Here is a 16010-nt window from a genome sequence, read left to right as displayed (position 1 = left end):
AGAGGGGAGGGGGTCTGCTAGCTGTAAAAACTCTGCGCCAGCGATCCCAACAGCAACTGCCAACCATCCACCAGCACAAACAACATCAGTTTGAACGGTAGCGAGATGGTCGCGGGCGGTACCATCATCATCCCCAGCGCCATCAGCACGCTGGCCACCACCAGGTCGATGATCAGGAACGGAATAAATACGGTAAAACCAATCTGGAAGGCAGTTTTCAGCTCACTGGTGACATAGGCGGGCAACAGAATACGCATCGGGACGGCCTCTGGACCTTCCAACGCGGGCAGGTTAGCTAGCCTGGCGTACAGGGCGAGATCGCTTTCCCGCGTCTGGCGCAGCATAAACTCACGTAGCGGCTGCGAACCTTTGTCGATCGCTACCTCCATGCTGATCTTGTCCTGGCTGAACGGCAGGTAGGCATCCTGATATACCTTGTCGAACACCGGTGACATGATAAAGAAGGTCAAAAACAGTGCCAGCCCCAGCATTACCTGATTGGGCGGTGCCGATGGGGTGCCGAGGGCGTTACGCAGCAGCCCCAGCACGATGATGATGCGGGTAAAGCTGGTCATCATCAGCAGCATCGCGGGCAGGAAGCTGAGTGAGGTGATCAGTACCAGCGTCTGCACCGGCAGCGTCCAGCTTTGGCCGCCGTTGGCCGTAGGTTGGCTAATCAGCCCCGGCAACTGTGCCAAAGCGGCAGGGCTGAGCAGTAGCAGGCCTGCGGCCAGCAGCGGGCCAAAAGCCCGGCGGTAGGAGAATGGATTCATGCCGATTTATCCGGGCGTTTTAAGACGTTTTGCATCAGTTGGCGGAAATCTGCCGGTGACTTGTGATCGGTTGCTTCCTGAGTCGGTGGCGCGGACAGGGTGTGCAACGGGGTGATTTGCTGAGCCGTAACGCCCAGCACCAGCCAGGTGTTATCCACTTCAACCACCACCACCCGTTCGCGTTGGCCAACCTGACAGCTGGCACGCAGGTTGAGCAATTTTTGATTGCCACGGGCCTGCGGGGCAAAGCCCAACCGACGAAACAGCCAGCCAGCGAGCAGGATCAGCAGCAAAATAGCACCGAGCGCGCTGCTGACCTGCATCAATACCGAGCCGGTGGGCAGCGCCGTACCGGCGGGCTGCTGAGTGCTTTGTGTCTGCACGCTGGCGTTGGGGTTCATTAGCGGCTCAGGCGGCGCATGCGCTCGGAAGGCGTGATGATATCGGTGATGCGTACGCCGAACTTGTCGCCGACCACCACCACTTCGCCCTGGGCGATGAGATAGCCGTTAATCAGGATATCCAAGGGTTCACCGGCCAGACCATCCAACGCCACCACCGAGCCTTGCGACAGGCGCAGCAGCTCTTTGATGGTCATCTTGGTGCGGCCCAGTTCCACGGTCAGCTTGACCGGAATATCCAGGATCAGATCGATATCTTGCAGGCTACCCAACGCATCCTGAGCTTCCAGCGATTTGAATACGCCCTCGGTAGAGGCGGATTTTTCGGTCGCCTGTTGCTCGTTAAACGCATCAGCCCACAGATCGTCTACGGAGTCCTTCTCTTCGCCAGACGGTTGTTTAGGATCACTCATTGGGCCGTTCCTCACTCAGGGCATTCAAAATAGGGTTAATCAAATGTTCAACACGCAGGGCGTACTGCCCGTTCAAGGTGCCGTATTGGCTGGTCAAGACCGGGACGCCGTCAACATGGGCGATCAGGCGCTCCGGTTTATCGATCGGTAACACGTCGCCCGGCTGGAGTTTCAGCACTTTCGACAGGCGCATCGGGATATCGACAAAGTTGGCTATCAGCTCCAGTTCGGAGTGCTGAACCTGTTTCACCAGCGTTTCTCGCCACTGGCTGTCTTCCTGGCGGGAGTTCTCCACCGGTGGGTTAGTCAGCAACTCGCGCAGTGGCTCGATCATGGCGAATGGAATACAGATATTAAATTCACCGCTCAGCGCCCCGATCTCCACCTGGAACGGCGTGGTTACCACGATATCGTTGGGAGAGGTGGTGATATTGGTGAACTTGACCTGCATTTCGGCACGTACGTATTCCACATCGATCTTGTAGATGGCGCTCCAGGCATCGCCATAGGCGTCCAGCGCCAAGCGCAGCATGCGTTTGATCACCCGCTGTTCGGTTGGCGTAAATTCCCGGCCCTCGACCTTGGTAGGAAAACGGCCATCGCCACCGAACAGGTTATCCACGGCGATAAACACCAGGCTGGGGGCAAACACAAACAGCGCCGTGCCGCGCAATGGATTCAGGTGGACCAGGTTCAGGTTGGTCGGCACCGGCAGGTTGCGGGCAAACTCATGGTATGGCTGGATCTTGATCGCCCCGACGGTAATATCCGGGCTACGGCGCAACAGGTTAAACAGCCCCATGCGAAACTGACGGGCAAAACGCTCGTTAATGATCTCCAGCGCTTGCAGGCGCTCACGCACCACGCGCCGTTGGGTGGTGGGATCGTAAGGTTTGACCTCGCTTTCATGACCGATGACGGCGGCGGGTTCATCCCCCGCGCTGTCGCCATTGAGCAGTGCGTCGATCTCGGCCTGTGAAAGAATATTGTCGCCCATGGTTTATTACCGCAGTATGAAGGCAGTGAACAGCACATCGCTGACCACTTGCTTCGGTTGTCCCGTCACCAGCGGTGGGCTGAGCACGTCTTTAATCTGTGCCACCAGTTGCTGTTTCCCTTGCTCGTTGGCCAGTTGGCTTGCTTCCTGTCGTGAAAGCAGCATTAGCAGACGGCTACGCACTTCCGGCAGAAAATCGTTCAACCGGCGGCGTGTTTCTTCATCTGGCAGGCGCAGCGTCAGGCCGATATACAACACGCGGTCCAGGTTGTTATCCGGCGTCACCAGATTGACGGTAAAGGTATCCAATGGCATAAACACCGGGGCCGGAGGCGGCTGCTTTTTTTCCTCGGCGGCGGGTTGACCGTTCTTATGCTGCTGCATCAACCACCAGCTGTAGCCTGCGGCACCACATGCGCCTAAGGCGATCAGTACCAGCAGGATCACCAGTATTGGGCGTTTTTTTGTTGCTGCTGTTGGAAGGGAGTTCTGAGACATTACTAAGTCAAATCCTGTTCTCTGCGTGCTGACAAGCTGCACGCAATACATGTAATTCCATTATCCCGCTTATTCTGGGCTGCAATAGCCAGAATAGGCGGGGAAAAGCGTGCCAGCTTGAGCGTTTGCACGCCGTCAGGCGAAAATATCAACGCCGTCGACCGAGCGGGCCATCGCCTGCAGCGCTGCTGGGGCGCTCAGGGCTTCAACGCCGGTTTCCGCGCTGCCGTGTTGTTCACGGTAAGAAGGCTGCCCGCCTTGGTGAGAGGCCTGCTGCTGTGACTGTTGCGGCTGTGGCAGTGACTCACCGCCAACGCTGCTCTGGCCAAGGTTGATACCACTTTCCGCCAGCGCATGGCGTAGATGGGGCAGCGCGGCTTCCACCGCCGCACGAACCTGGCCGTGTGCCGAGGCGATATGCAACTGGGCCTGGTTATCGTCGAGCTTCAGCGTGATTTGCAAGGCACCCAGTTCCTGCGGATGTAGGCGTAACTCGGCGCTCTGCTGGCCGTTGCGGTGGAACATCAGCACCTGTTGACTCAGTGCCTGTTGCCATTCCTGGCTGCCGAGTTGAGCGTTCAACTGTGGCGTTGCCGGTGCGCTCACCGTCGCGCTGACGGGTTGGCTGGCGATCACCGGGCTGGAAACTGGCGCAGGGGCTGCGTGCTGTGGCGTTGCAGAAGATTGCGCCGATTCAGCCGCCAGTTTCAGTGGAGTGGTACCGCTATCCTGATTGTTATCGGTCTGAGAAGACAGTACTGACGACGCGTCAGTTTTGGCGGCCAAGGCGGATTTATCGTCTGCGTTCGGCTGCGATTTTGACGCTGGCAGGCCAGCAGTGGATAACGCTGGTTTTTCGCTCAGGGTGGCTAACAGTGATGCGGTTCCCGTCAGCGGCGCTTCGTCCCCGCTTGGCTCAGCGGCGGTTGCGACCCCATTTCCTGGTAACGGTTGCACTACGGCGGCAGGCAGCATGGCAAACAGAGCCTGCAAGCTGGCCGCATCCAAAGTATCTACAGGGTGCAGCGGCTGTTCGTCATCGCGCTGGGTTAACCGGGTTTGGCTATCGTCTGCCGTATCCAGTTCCTGCGGAGCGGCCAGCAAACGGCCACGATCGCTGAGCGAGGTCAGCAATTGGTTAAGCTGTTGGCGGCTGAGGGTTGAGATTTGTGGATCTTCGGCCAGTAGCTGGGCCACGTTCGGCTTGCCTTTCAGTTGACCTTCGGGCATGAAGCGCTCGCCGAGCAGTTGAGCAAAGCTGGCAGACAGTCCGGCATCATCCAACGACAGCGCGGTAAGGCCAGTCTCCGTGCCATCAACTGTCGCGGGCAAACCAGAAAGAACGTTGAGGTTCATGGGTTTAGATTCCTTTGTGAACTGCGTTGAGCGAACTCATCCATCAGTTTTTGGTCACGCTTGTTTTCCAGCATCAGTTCGGCGCTGAGGGCACGGGTGTTGAGCGTTTCAAAAGCGTTCAGCCGCTGCTGTTTGTCCTGCCACTGTTTGACCGCCCGTTCTACCTTCTCGCTCCACTGGAGCAACTGCTGGCGATGCTGGCTGATGGCCTGCTCGAGCGTGCCGATAAACTGCTGGTAGTTTTGCCAACTGGCGGAACCCATGCCGCTAGACAGGGTGTTGTTCAGCTTTTGCCGATACTCATCCTGGTAGTTGAGCAGCATGGCAAGCTGTTGCTCCGCCGCCTGTTGCGCCTGACGTGCCTGGCCGAGGTGCTGTGCGGCCTGTTCTACGGCATCCTGCGCCAGATCGCGCAGGATAATCAGCGGTGACTGTGGTTTCATGGTGCTCAGGCTCCGTGGTTAAACAATCAGTTGCTGCAACTGTTGGCAGGCATCGTCGTAGCCGCTGCGTTCGAAAATGCCCTGTTGCAGATAGGCTTCCATCTGCGGATACAGCGTCATGGCCTTGTCCAGCAGCGGATCGCTGCCTGCGGCGTAGGCTCCTACACTGATCAGATCGCGGTTACGTTGGTAACTGGCCAACATCTGTTTGAAGTTACGTACCCGCCGGTAATGCTCCTCATCGATCAGCGAGGTCATGGCACGGCTGATCGACGCTTCAATATCGATGGCAGGGTAGTGGCCCGCTTCCGCCAGGCGCCGGGAGAGCACCACATGGCCATCAAGGATGGCGCGTGCCGAATCGGCAATCGGGTCTTGCTGGTCATCACCTTCGGTCAACACGGTATAAAACGCGGTGATGGAACCGCCGCCGCTGATGCCGTTACCGGCACGCTCTACCAGCGCGGGTAGTTTGGCGAATACCGAAGGCGGATAGCCTTTGGTAGCCGGGGGTTCGCCGATTGCCAGGGCGATTTCACGTTGCGCCATGGCGTAACGGGTCAGGGAATCCATAATCAGCAGTACGTGTTGGCCCCGATCGCGGAAATCCTCGGCGATACGGGTGGCATAGGCGGCGCCTTGCATGCGTAGCAGCGGCGAAACGTCTGCCGGTGCAGCGATTACCACCGAACGGGCGCGTCCCTCGGTGCCGAGGATGTTTTCGATAAAGTCTTTCACTTCGCGGCCACGTTCGCCGATCAGCCCAACGACGATCACGTCGGCCTGGGTGTAACGCGCCATCATGCCGAGCAGCACGCTTTTACCCACGCCAGAACCGGCGAACAGGCCCATGCGCTGGCCGCGGCCCACGGTGAGCAGCCCGTTGATGGTGCGCACACCGACGTCGAGTACCTGTTCGATCGGGGTGCGCTGCAACGGGTTGAACGGGGCGGTGATCAGCGGCGCGCGGTAGCCGGTATCTGGTGCTGGCAGGCCATCGAGCGGTTTGGCACCGCCGTCGAGCACCCGGCCAAGCAATGCCGGGCCAAGGGGTAACTGTTTGCTGGCGCTTTGTCCTTCGGGGGAGACGCGAGCATAGACCCGAGCGCCGGGCACGATACCGTCGACCTCTTCCAGCGGCATCAGGAACAGCCGCTGGCCGTTAAAACCGACCACCTCGCTTTCTACCTCCTGCACCACACCGCTGTCATGGCGTTCGATCAGGCAGGTGGCCCCCAGCGGTAACTGCAAACCGGTGGCTTCCAGTACCAGCCCGGTAGCTCGCGTCAGACGGCCATAGCGGCGCACCGCGGGCGCACGGGCAATGCGTTTTTCCAGACTGTCCAGCGAGTTCAGCCAACGGCCGAGACGAACGGTCATCACAGCTCTCCCGGTGCGGCCAGACGGCACAGTTCATGCCAGCGGGTGGCCAGGCTGGCATCCAGATCGCCTTCTTCTGCGCTGACCTTGCAGCCGCCTGGATGTAACTGTCCGTCGGCCAGCAGCCGCCAGCCGTGCAGGCTGAGTGTCATGCCAAGCTGCTGCTCTACACGTTCGTAATCATCCGGGTGTACGCGCAACTGAGGTTTGCCGCTGAACATCGGTTCTTGCTGGATCAACTGTTGGATCTGGCCGAGCAGGGCGGTGCCATCGCACACCGGCGCTTGGCCGATGACCTGTTTGGCCGCCGTCAGGGCCAACTGCATCAGGCGCGAGGCAATCACGCTGTCGAGCGCGTCCAGCGTGTGCTGGAACTCGGTGACCAACTGCTGCCAATGTTCGGTGATCGGTTGCTGCTGCTGTTGGCCCGCCAGAATGCCTTGCTGACGGCCTTCCTCCAGCCCGGCCTGGAAACCGGCGTCATAGCCTTTCTGCTGGCCCTCGGCAAAGCCTTGTTGCTGACCTTGCTGTTGGGCCTGCAAACGCAGCATCTCCAGCCGTTGCTGTTCGTTGATGCTGTCATCCTGCGGGATGACGATCACTTCAGGCGGGCTTTCCGGTTCCAGCACCGGTTTGGGATCTGCCAGATCGTTAAGCGACCAGGGCTGCCAGGGCAGGGTGTTGAGGCGATCAGACATAGGTGTCCTCACCACCGCCGATGATCATTTCGCCGGTTTCTGCCAGGCGGCGTACCACCAACAGGATAGCCTTCTGTTCGTTCTCCACCTGCGACATGCGGACCGGGCCACGGTTGGCCAGATCGTCGCGCAGGATATCGGCGGCACGTTGCGACATGTTCTTGAGGAACTTCTCGCGCAGCGGCTGTTCGGCCCCTTTCAAGGCGATCAACAGGGATTCGCTTTCCACGTCCTGCAACAGGCGCTGGATGCTGCGATCGTCCACTTCGACCAGGTTTTCGAACAGGAACATTTCGTCGATGATCTTCTGCGCCAGCTCGCCGTCGTAGTCACGCATGGCACCAATAACCGCCTCTTCCTGCTGGGTTTTCATCAGGTTGATAATCTCGGCGGCGGTACGGACGCCCCCCATTTTGCTGCGCTTGAGGTTCTGGCCGTCCAGCAGATTGTTCAGCACTTCGGTCAGCTCTGCCAGGGCGTCTGGCTGTACACCGCCGAAGGTGGCGATACGCAGCATCACGTCGTTGCGCAGGCGCTCCTCGAACTGTGCCAGGATATCCGCCGCCTGGCCGCGCTTGAGGTGAACCAGGATGGTGGCAATGATCTGCGGGTGTTCGTCGCGGATCAGATCGGCCGCGCTCTGCGGCTCCATAAAGTTGAGCGTTTCCATGCCGGAGGTGTCTTCGCGTGATTCGAGAATATCCTCCAGCAGGCTGCTGGCACGTTCTTCACCCAAGGCTTTTACCAGCACCGAGCGTAGGTAGTCGCTGGCATTGACGCTCAGCGCGGCATACTGTTCGGCATCGTCTTCAAACTCTCTGAGGACCTCCCCCAACTGTTTGTGGGACACCTGGCGCATACTGGCCATGGTGCCACTCAACTGCTGCACTTCCCGTGACGAGAGGTGCTTGAAGACTTCGGCGGCGCGATCTTCACCCAGCGTCATCAGCAGGATGGCGCTCTTTTCGGTACCTGTCAGACTCATAGTTCGTTACTCATCCATTGACGGATCACCAGGGCCACCACGCGTGGATCTTTATCTGCCAGTTCGCGGATCCGCTGGCCCTGGACTTCAGCATTGACGCGCTGCTGTGATTTCTTGTGCAGCGCCTGCTCTTCATGACTTGGCTTGTTCACCTCAGCCGGGCGAGTGGCTGGCGTATTGGCAGCGGCCACTGCAGCTTGTTGCGCCACCTGACGGCTTTGCAGCTGCGGACGAACCAGCTTGCGCCACAAAATCCAGGCCACCAGCAGCACCAGCAAATAGCGGCCTGCGTTGAACAACCGATCGATAAACGACTGTGACTGCCAGAAAGGCAACTCGCCGCCGGTCTGCTCTACATCGTTGAACTGGGTGTTGACCACGTTAAGCGTATCGCCACGGCTGCTGGAGTAACCCATCGCTTCACGGACCAGCGACTCCACCTGAGCCAGCTGTTCTTTGCTCATCGGCTGTGGTTTACCGTCTTTATCGGTACCCAGGGTGTTGAGCACCACGGCGACCGACAGGCGTTCCACCGCTCCAGCCTTGTGCTGGGTATGACGAATGGTGCGATCCACCTCGTAGTTGGTGGTTTCATCACGGCGACTGTTTTGCGCTACGTTACCGCTAGCCCCGGTACGCGTGCTGTTATTGGCATTGCTTGCCGTGGCAGGGGTATTTGTATTGCCCGCCGCCGTAGTTTTTGGTGTTTCTATCGGTGCAGTCGGCGCTGCACTTGGCTGGTTGGAAAGGGCACCCGGTACGCCGCCGATCTGTTGCCCGCCGTTCTGTTCACTCTGGCTGAGCTGTCTGGAGCGTATTGCTGATTTATCCGGCTGTTGGTTGGGCTGGTACTGTTCGTCGGTTTGCTCGCGGGTGGAGAAATCGATTTGTGCCGTTACCTGTGCACGCACGTTCGCGCTGCCGACAATCGGTGCCAGAATAGCTTCAATACGGCGCTGATAGCGGTTCTCAACCTCATTGGCGTACTTCAACTGTGCGGCATTGAGATCGCGTCCGGTGCCGTCAGATTGGGTCAGCAGGCGGCCAGCCTGATCGACCACCGTGACGTTGCCCGGCGGCAAACCGGCCACGCTGCTGGATACCATATACACCACGGCATTGATCTGGCCGTCGTCTAACGTGCGGCCAGGTTGCAGCGTGAGCGTCACGGAAGCTGAGGGGTTCTTTTGTTCGCGTACAAACAGCGAAGGCTTAGGCAGTGCCAGATGCACACGGGCATTCTGTACCGGCCCCAGGGATTCGATAGTGCGTGACAGTTCGCCTTCCAGCGCGCGCTGGTAGTTGATCTGTTCGCTGAACTGGCTGATGCCGAATTTTTCCTGATCCAGCAGTTCAAAGCCGACGGCACCTCCCTTAGGCAGCCCCTGTTGCGCCAGACGCAGGCGGGTTTCATGCACCTTCTCCGCCGGGATCATCAACGCCGAGCCGTTCTCGGTAAAGCGATAGGGGATGTTCATCTGCGTGAGTTGCGTGACGATAGCGCCGCCGTCACGATCGTTGAGATTGCTGTACAGCACGCGGTAATCCGGGCTTTTGGCCCATAGCATCAGCGCAACCACGATGGCGATCGCCGCCGAGGCCGCGATCAGCAGTGGAATTTTAGGGTTGGCACGCAAGCGATTCCATAGGGCCAGCAGGCCGTTATCACGGCTTTCACCATTCATGCTGGTACCCACTCTGGCGGGTTCGAGGTATGGCTAGCGTTGTTGTGTGATGACAAAACAGACTCCCTGAATACACAGTTCTTTACGGCCTAACAAAAGCGCCCCCATTTTTGGGCATGCCATTATTTGCTCTAGGGGCAAGTTTTGATGGCCCGATAAACCGGTGTTTTTGCAGTTAATTAGCCGCTTTAACCGGAAAGCACTGTGGTAGGGTGTGCAGCATCGGGATCATGCAGGCGAATGAAGGCGCGGTTTTCCCGCCGTTTTTCAGGCCAGCGCTTGAAATCCATAGGGTATGAATGAAGTAACGAGGTCATGATGGCAATTCAGGGTATTGAAGGAGTGGTGCAGCAGTTGCAAGCCACGGCGGTTCAGGCCGGAGCGCTGCGACAAAACGATCCGGTGCAGGAAGCCAGTTTTGCCAATGAGTTAAAGGCGGCTCTCGGTAAGATCAGCGAGACTCAGCAAACTGCGCGTCAGCAAGCACAGGATTTTGAATTGGGTGTGCCGGGTATCAGTTTGAACGACGTGATGGTCGATCTGCAGAAGTCTTCGGTGTCTTTGCAGCTGGGTGTGCAGGTACGTAATAAACTGGTTGCGGCTTATCAAGACGTCATGAATATGGCGGTGTAGCGGTAAATAAAGGGTGGCTATAGCGCAAACAGATAATCTATTCTGTATTGGCGTAAGCCTCCCTAATGTGATTTTCAGTGGTTTTCGACCCGTTTGCCTAATCAATAAATCATGGCAAGCCGGTGTCTTGAGCGTCGTCGGTGTTTTTTATGGGCAACACCAATCTTTTTACTATCAATGACTTTAGCGTGTTTCTTAAAGGAAAAAAGGCATAAAACAGTCAGCGATGCTACCAAATACTCCATTATCTTATCCTCCTTGAAATTGGTTAATTAAGCTAATATTTGTAGTTATTGTCCTAAATGTCAATTAGCGAGGGTGTAATGTAGATATATCCTCATCGAGCCCAGGAACTGTCTTATATCTTTGAGTGGATTCGTACGGTGTCGCTCGTAAACCACGCAAAAAATAATCGCTTACGCTGAAGAGATTGAGTCTCATTCAAGCAATGCCAGAGAACCGTGAGCGGTGTAACTTAAAGAAATATCTCTGTTTTATTGAAAGACCTAATTCCTGTTGTGCGGTGGCTATTATTTTTTTGACCGTGCTTTGGAGTAGGCTGATGCTTTGTGAATAAGATGAAAGATCCACAGCTTTACAAGGATGTTATTTTTTCTATGGAAATAATCGCGCTAATAGTATTTATTCGGGAAAAGTGATGAGCACTAAAAGTGAAGTAAGATGGCGTTTTTTCAGCATTGTCATGTTAATTGTGTTGGCCGTATTGACCTATGTGTTAGTTAAATTCAACTGATGTACGGGCCACTCAGGGTGGCCTTAGTCACATCCTCAGCCTGCCGTTGTTAAACCCAGCATCTATTCCTCTACCGTATTTAGCCATGGATATGCCGGAGGCTGCGCGGCGGTGGGCTGCATAATTCGCTGGTGCCCACGGATGGCGGTAGGTGCGAAGCCGAATCGTTTACGAAAGCGTTCGGCAAAACGAGAAGAACTTTCATAGCTCACATATTGTGCAATGGCGGAGATCGGCCAGTCTGTGGCCTGCAATAACAGCAGCGCGCGGCTCATACGTACATCGATCATCAGGTTGCGCAAGGCGCTATTCTCCGCCGACAGTTTGCGCCGCAGCACCACCTCGCTCATCATCAGATTTTCAGCCACTTCGGCGGCGGTCCAAATCCGTTGCGGATCGCTTGCCAGCAAGCGGCGCACCTGCTGGGTCAGATTATTGGCTTCCTGGTGAGTAAAGCGGATCCCCAGGTGTGCCAGCCACAGTAGGATTTCGCACATTTTATGGCGGATAATCATCTGGGGAAAACGATCGTGCAGCGTCAGTGCCAGCGCCGCGGTTTCAAAACTGTGCAAGAACGGGCAGGGCAGCTTCGTCAGCGTAGTGACGCCAGTGAAAGGGGTAGGCGGCGCGATAGGCGCATTGGCTACCGTATCAAACAGCAAGGGATCGCAAATCAGCAGTTGGCAGCTGTATACTCCGCTGTCTGAAAGACTATTAATCACATCGGCGGTTAGCCCACCTTCTACGATCAACAGCTCTCCGGCGCGAGCTACCACCTCCCGTTGCTTCCACCGTATACGTGTTTGCCCTTGCTGGATCAAAAACAGATGCGTCTGCTCAAAATAGAGCGACGGAAGTCGCAGTTCAGTATGCTGAATGATGTGTGCTGAGGCACCGATCCCGGGACAAAAATTAATTAAGCGTTCCATCAATATTCATTTCATCGTTATTATCTACGAATATCTTTACGCTTTGCTGGAGGATGGAGCAACATTTTTTCGCCTGTTGCCGATCACAACTCGATAATTTACTTGTCAAGAATCAGTTTCCTGTTGAACAGAAAACGTCCGTGTCGGGATAAGTGTTATCCATTAAATCGGCAATAGTGCCAGCGGTTTGCATTTTCATGCATTACCTGCCATACGAATTATTCAAATCTCATGCGTTTATATTATGGTGCAACGGGATAATAATAGTGTTTTATCCTATTAATTACTTAGGATAGGCGGTTAAACATAAGATTTATCTTGATTGCGGCTCACCAAGCAGCAAAGCGCGGTCATGGAATTGACCGTAGGTGCTGTTGACCGCGCTCTGGCGGGTAGACTGCCCGATCAAAACCGTTAATTCGTCCATGCGTCGCTGCATCAGTCGCTTCACTTCGGTTTCGTTTTTGAGGATTTGCTGCAATTTACCGCGTAAAATATCCTGCAAGCTCGAAGATGGCTCAGGGATACCCGCCAGTTGGGCGGTTTTTTCTACCGCCTGAACGTAGGTGATCTCCATTTCAATCAGCGCATCCCACTGGCCAGCCTGCGCCAGTGTGATCATTTGCTCGCTCAGGCTATGGATCTTTTGATAGGCCAATAGCAGTTGTTGGTGGTGTTCCATTATACGCCGTCCTGAACGGGTTGATAATTGGGGCCAATTTGACGCCAGGCGTCGGCAATGTTCTCCAGCAGCCCGCTGACTTCGTCAAGGGCTGCGACATCATTGTGCAGGTTGGCCTGCATCAGACGGCGTTTCATATAGTCATATAAGGCGGCGAGATTATCGGCGATCTCCCCTCCCTGTTCATGATTGAGGCCATTTTTTAGCCCGTTATCAATGATATTAATGGCTTTTGAGATCGCCAGCCCCTTGCCGGCGATATTCCCTTGATCCATCAGGATGCGTGCACGAAGCAGGGCGCTGAGCGCCCCGTCGAATAGCATCACGATGAGCTGGTGCGGGCTGGCACCCATCACGCCACTTTCTACACTAACCTGGGCGTAAGCCTGGGTTCCGCTGCGGTTGTACATGCTATTTTACCTGGTTAACGCGCCTATTTAGACGTGAACTGTTGGGTTAAATAATTACTGGTACCATTCAGTTTCGACATCATGGTATCCAACTGAACAAATTGCTGTTTGTAACGATCGATGGAGCTTTGAATACTTTCGGTCACGCGGGTGATTTGGGTATTCAAACGGTCGAGGTTGGTATTGATACTCTTGGTCGAGTTCTCAATCACGCCACCGGCCTTGATATAGTTTTGGATCTCATTGTGGATTTCCGTCGCCATACCGCTCTCTTTACCATCACCAGCGAAGAAATTGGCCACCTGATCGGGTTTTTCATCGATCGCTTTTTTTAACTTTTCGCTGTCCAATTCCAGTTTGCCGGTTTTGGTATTGGTAGTAATACCCAGGTTGCCCAAGCCCTTCAGCTCCGGGTTGTCCTGTGCGGCGCTTAGCGCGCTCTTAATGGAGGATTGGATGCCGCGCAGCGTGTTGTCACCCAACAGCGCCCCATTTTTGTTGTTCTGTGCTTCACCACTCTTTACTGGGGTGTATTTCGTCAGGGAATTAAAGGTATCCAACAGCGAGTTATAGCTATCAACCCAAGCCTTGACCTTGTCCGAAGTGCCGCTTTTATCGGCGGTGACCACCAGGTTCTGCGGTTCGCCCGGTTTGGTGATGGTTTTCAGATCCAGCGTCACCCCTTGCAGGGCGTCGGCGATAGAGTTGGTGCTGCGCTTGATGGTGGTGCCGTTGATGGTCAACTCGGCATCCTGGCCTTTGACCGTTTCCTTCATCGCGTTGCTGGTGCTGGTAGGATCATAATTTAAGATCGCTCCCAGTTTATCGTCATTATTAACCTGCACCTTAACCGTATTTTTTTCGCCGGTGGTGGAGGAACTGATGGCCAACTGATAGTCGTTGTCGCCCACGCGCATGATGGTGGCGTTCACCCCGGCTTTGGCGCCGTTAATCGCATCACGCATTTCCAGCAGTGAGGTTTGATCGTCACCTAGCGGGATTTTGACCTCTTTAGGGGGGTTGCCAGCGGTGATCGATATTGAACGATCGCTGGCGCCGCTAGTGCCCAGTTTCTCCGCTTGATCGTTAATATCGGCCTTTGTCGTCAAGGTTTGCGGCTGTGCCAGATGCAGCACCTCGACGCTGTAATTACCCGGGACCGATTTGGCGGTGGTAGTCACGTTAAACTGATCGTGAGTGGTGGCGGTAGTATTGTTAAAGAATTCTGGCTTGGCCAAATCCTTGCTCAGGTTATCGAATTTTTCCAGCGAGCTTTTCAACGTGCCGTAGGCAGTCAGCTTGGCGTTATAGCTGGTTTGCTGGGTTGTATAAGGTGTCAGACGCTGTTGTTCCGCCTTGGTCAGCTTGTCCAGCAAGCCGTTGAGGTCCAGCCCTGAGCCGATGCCTAATGAACTAATCGATGCCATTCGTGATTCTCCTATGGTCAATGACTTTTACGCTCTATGCGTTATCGGCTCAGTATGTAAAAAGTTTACGGATAAATAGAAAAAACGATGGCGCAGTAGAAGAGGGAAAAACAGCGTTATTCGCGCCATTGGCGAAAAGTGAAAAAAACGGAAAAAAAATCTAAAGGTTGTGGGGGGAGCGCCGATACCTGAGGAGACGGTGGTTGACGCCGTGGACCAACAAGGTCCGAACCCTTTAATTGTGAATGCGAACGTCGCAACTGATTCGTAAGGAAAGCAAATTATGGCACAAGTAATTAATACCAACAGCCTGTCGCTGATGGCGCAGAACAACCTGAACAAATCTCAGTCTTCTCTGGGGACCGCTATCGAGCGTCTGTCTTCCGGTCTGCGTATCAACAGCGCGAAGGATGACGCTGCGGGTCAGGCGATCTCTAACCGTTTCACAGCTAACATCAAGGGCCTGACTCAGGCTTCCCGTAACGCTAACGACGGTATCTCTCTGGCGCAGACCACTGAAGGCGCACTGAACGAAGTCAACGACAACCTGCAGAACATCCGTCGTCTGACCGTGCAGTCTCAGAACGGTTCTAACTCATCCAGCGACCTGCAGTCAATCCAGGATGAAATCTCTCAGCGTCTGAACGAAATCAACCGTATTTCAGAGCAAACCGACTTCAACGGCGTGAAAGTGTTGAGCAGCGACCAGAAACTGACCATTCAGGTCGGTGCTAACGATGGTGAAACCATCGATATCGATCTGAAAGATATCAATGCCAAGACTCTGGGCTTGGATAAATTCAGCGTAGCAAACCCAATCGATACTGCCAAAGTGGGCGCAGCAGCATTAACCAACGTTGATAAAATGGGCCCACCAGCTATTCAAGCTGATGCGAATGGCACGCCAAAAACCAGCGATAGCAAGCTTTACACTACGAATGGCACTGATTTCTTTGTAAAAGCTACCGATGGTGCTATTTACGATGCCACCGTTGCCGCTGACGGTAAAGTGACCTGGGATTCTACCACTGCGACTGCTAAGTCTACCGCTGGGATCAAGGAACAGGCTCAAGTTAAAGTGGGTACCACCGCCGTTACTGGTTTAACTGGCAGCGATGAACTGCATTCCTATACCGATCCGGCTGGTAAAGCGGGTTATATGATTAAAGGTAAGGATGACAACGGTAACGACGCTTACTATGCCGCTACTGTAGATGCCGCTGGCAAAGTAACCAAAGGCGCACAACAGTCTACCGATCCAAAAACTGTCGACCCACTGGCAACCCTGGACAAAGCTCTGTCACAAGTTGACGGCCTGCGTTCTTCCCTGGGTGCGGTACAGAACCGTTTCGATTCTGTTATCAACAACCTGAACAGCACCGTGAACAACCTGTCTGCTTCCCAGTCTCGTATTCAAGATGCCGACTACGCGACCGAAGTGTCCAACATGAGCCGTGCCAACATCCTGCAACAGGCTGGCACCTCTGTTCTGGCCCAGGCTAACCAGTCTACCCAGAACGTACTGACCCTGCTGCGTTAATCACTC

The 16010-nt window shown here is 55.2% G+C and carries 17 protein-coding genes; 2 read left to right on the top strand and 15 right to left on the bottom strand.

From position 1 onward, the window contains the following. Positions 1-17 precede the first annotated feature (17 nt). The 11 genes from fliP to fliF all read right to left on the bottom strand — a co-directional run bounded on the left by fliP (position 18) and on the right by fliF (position 9629). Positions 18-773 (bottom strand): flagellar type III secretion system pore protein FliP, encoded by a 756-nt coding sequence (fliP, locus tag KGP16_RS15975; RefSeq protein WP_059201113.1) that lies wholly within the window; start codon positions 771-773, stop codon positions 18-20. Next, entirely contained in the window at positions 770-1174 is a 405-nt protein-coding gene (gene fliO, locus KGP16_RS15970) for a flagellar biosynthetic protein FliO (protein WP_059201112.1), read from the bottom strand. Before fliO ends, fliP begins: the two co-directional genes overlap by 4 nt. Continuing rightward, complete coding sequence (fliN, locus tag KGP16_RS15965) at positions 1174-1587, bottom strand: flagellar motor switch protein FliN (RefSeq protein WP_021180953.1); 414 nt, start codon at positions 1585-1587, stop codon at positions 1174-1176. Before fliN ends, fliO begins: the two co-directional genes overlap by 1 nt. Then, positions 1580-2584, bottom strand: a complete 1005-nt coding sequence (gene fliM / locus KGP16_RS15960; RefSeq protein WP_021180954.1) for a flagellar motor switch protein FliM — start codon at positions 2582-2584, stop codon at positions 1580-1582. The genes fliN and fliM overlap by 8 nt, the downstream gene beginning before the upstream one ends. Before the next feature lie 6 nt (positions 2585-2590). Beyond that, complete coding sequence (gene fliL / locus KGP16_RS15955) at positions 2591-3082, bottom strand: flagellar basal body-associated protein FliL (RefSeq protein ID WP_021180955.1); 492 nt, start codon at positions 3080-3082, stop codon at positions 2591-2593. Positions 3083-3217: 135 nt separating this feature from the next. Continuing rightward, positions 3218-4438 (bottom strand): flagellar hook-length control protein FliK, encoded by a 1221-nt coding sequence (locus tag KGP16_RS15950; RefSeq protein ID WP_223499966.1) that lies wholly within the window; start codon positions 4436-4438, stop codon positions 3218-3220. After that, positions 4435-4881, bottom strand: a complete 447-nt coding sequence (fliJ, locus tag KGP16_RS15945; protein WP_021180957.1) for a flagellar export protein FliJ — start codon at positions 4879-4881, stop codon at positions 4435-4437. Before fliJ ends, KGP16_RS15950 begins: the two co-directional genes overlap by 4 nt. An 18-nt stretch (positions 4882-4899) precedes the next feature. Next, positions 4900-6261 carry a flagellar protein export ATPase FliI gene (gene fliI, locus KGP16_RS15940; RefSeq protein WP_021805706.1) on the bottom strand — a complete coding sequence of 454 codons (1362 nt, stop codon included), beginning with the start codon at positions 6259-6261 and terminating at the stop codon, positions 4900-4902. Next, on the bottom strand, positions 6261-6959 hold the full coding sequence (gene fliH / locus KGP16_RS15935) for a flagellar assembly protein FliH (RefSeq protein WP_021805705.1): 699 nt from the start codon (positions 6957-6959) through the stop codon (positions 6261-6263). Before fliH ends, fliI begins: the two co-directional genes overlap by 1 nt. Continuing rightward, positions 6952-7944 carry a flagellar motor switch protein FliG gene (gene fliG / locus KGP16_RS15930; RefSeq protein ID WP_021180960.1) on the bottom strand — a complete coding sequence of 331 codons (993 nt, stop codon included), beginning with the start codon at positions 7942-7944 and terminating at the stop codon, positions 6952-6954. The genes fliH and fliG overlap by 8 nt, the downstream gene beginning before the upstream one ends. Further along, complete coding sequence (gene fliF / locus KGP16_RS15925) at positions 7941-9629, bottom strand: flagellar basal-body MS-ring/collar protein FliF (RefSeq protein ID WP_223499965.1); 1689 nt, start codon at positions 9627-9629, stop codon at positions 7941-7943. The genes fliG and fliF overlap by 4 nt, the downstream gene beginning before the upstream one ends. 318 nt (positions 9630-9947) lie before the next feature. On the opposite strand from fliF, the gene fliE reads away from it, so the two are divergent. Continuing rightward, a complete protein-coding gene (fliE, locus tag KGP16_RS15920; protein WP_218520375.1) occupies positions 9948-10262 on the top strand; it encodes a flagellar hook-basal body complex protein FliE in 315 nt (104 codons plus the stop codon). Positions 10263-11078: 816 nt separating this feature from the next. Here the strand turns inward: fliE and KGP16_RS15915 are convergent. From KGP16_RS15915 to fliD, 4 genes are all read right to left on the bottom strand, one after another. After that, positions 11079-11945, bottom strand: coding sequence for a helix-turn-helix transcriptional regulator (locus KGP16_RS15915; RefSeq protein WP_021805703.1), 867 nt, complete (start codon positions 11943-11945; stop codon positions 11079-11081). A 313-nt stretch (positions 11946-12258) separates the two neighbouring features. Continuing rightward, on the bottom strand, positions 12259-12627 hold the full coding sequence (gene fliT, locus KGP16_RS15910) for a flagella biosynthesis regulatory protein FliT (protein WP_021805702.1): 369 nt from the start codon (positions 12625-12627) through the stop codon (positions 12259-12261). After that, positions 12627-13037, bottom strand: coding sequence for a flagellar export chaperone FliS (gene fliS, locus KGP16_RS15905; RefSeq protein ID WP_021180965.1), 411 nt, complete (start codon positions 13035-13037; stop codon positions 12627-12629). The genes fliT and fliS overlap by 1 nt, the downstream gene beginning before the upstream one ends. Before the next feature lie 23 nt (positions 13038-13060). Next, positions 13061-14464: a flagellar filament capping protein FliD gene (fliD, locus tag KGP16_RS15900; RefSeq protein ID WP_094983056.1), complete on the bottom strand. Its 1404-nt coding sequence runs from the start codon at positions 14462-14464 to the stop codon at positions 13061-13063. Between the two features lie 283 nt (positions 14465-14747). Between fliD and KGP16_RS15895 the strand changes: the two genes are divergently transcribed. After that, the gene (locus tag KGP16_RS15895) at positions 14748-16004 is read left to right on the top strand and encodes a FliC/FljB family flagellin (RefSeq protein WP_021805699.1); all 1257 of its coding nucleotides are present in this window, start codon (positions 14748-14750) and stop codon (positions 16002-16004) included. Positions 16005-16010 lie beyond the last annotated feature (6 nt).

Origin of the sequence: Serratia sp. JSRIV006, assembly GCF_019968685.1 — a bacterium.
In the GTDB taxonomy this organism is placed as follows: domain Bacteria; phylum Pseudomonadota; class Gammaproteobacteria; order Enterobacterales; family Enterobacteriaceae; genus Chania; species Chania fonticola_B.
Note: the sequence above shows the minus strand (reverse complement) of the source record. Positions and strands in the feature narration are given on the sequence as shown.